Origin of the sequence: Paraburkholderia sp. BR13439, from assembly GCF_040948805.1 — a bacterium.
GTDB lineage: Bacteria > Pseudomonadota > Gammaproteobacteria > Burkholderiales > Burkholderiaceae > Paraburkholderia > Paraburkholderia youngii.
In genome coordinates, this window is sequence record NZ_JBFPKN010000152.1 from 1 (window position 1) to 441 (window position 441).

The following is a 441-nucleotide window of genomic DNA, read 5'->3' on the forward strand; positions in this document are numbered from 1 at the left end:
GTAAGCGCCCGGTCATCCCATCTTGAGTCACGGTGAAAGTCTTGGGAGCATCGTGTTCACTTAAATAGGTGGACACGTGAACACTATTGAAGAAGCAGCGGCACCTAGCCGTCGACGACGCCGGCGCTACAGCGTCGAGTTCAAGGCTCAGGTAGTGGCAGCTTGCCAGGGGCCCGGGGTATCGCTCGCGGCCATCGCATTGCACCACAAGCTGAACGCGAATCTGCTTCGACGTTGGGTCGAGCAGGCCGAAACGAATGATTGTGTGCTGGTGGCCCGTAGCGACATGGCAGCGCCATTGGTAGCGGCGCCGGCACCGGAATTTGTACCGCTCGCTCTTGAGACGCGAAGCACGCGGACATCTGAGATTCGCGTCGAGGTGCGTCGCGCGGACCAATCGATAACGGTTAGCTGGCCAACCTCAGAGGCAGCGCAGTGCGC

The 441-nt window shown here is 60.3% G+C and carries 1 protein-coding gene; it reads left to right on the top strand.

Features of this window, described 5'->3' with window-relative positions; all coding sequences use genetic code 11:
* Positions 1 to 76: 76 nt before the first annotated feature.
* A partial coding sequence (locus tag AB3X96_RS42645; RefSeq protein WP_368594427.1) for a transposase occupies positions 77 to 441 on the top strand: 365 nt, incomplete at its 3' end.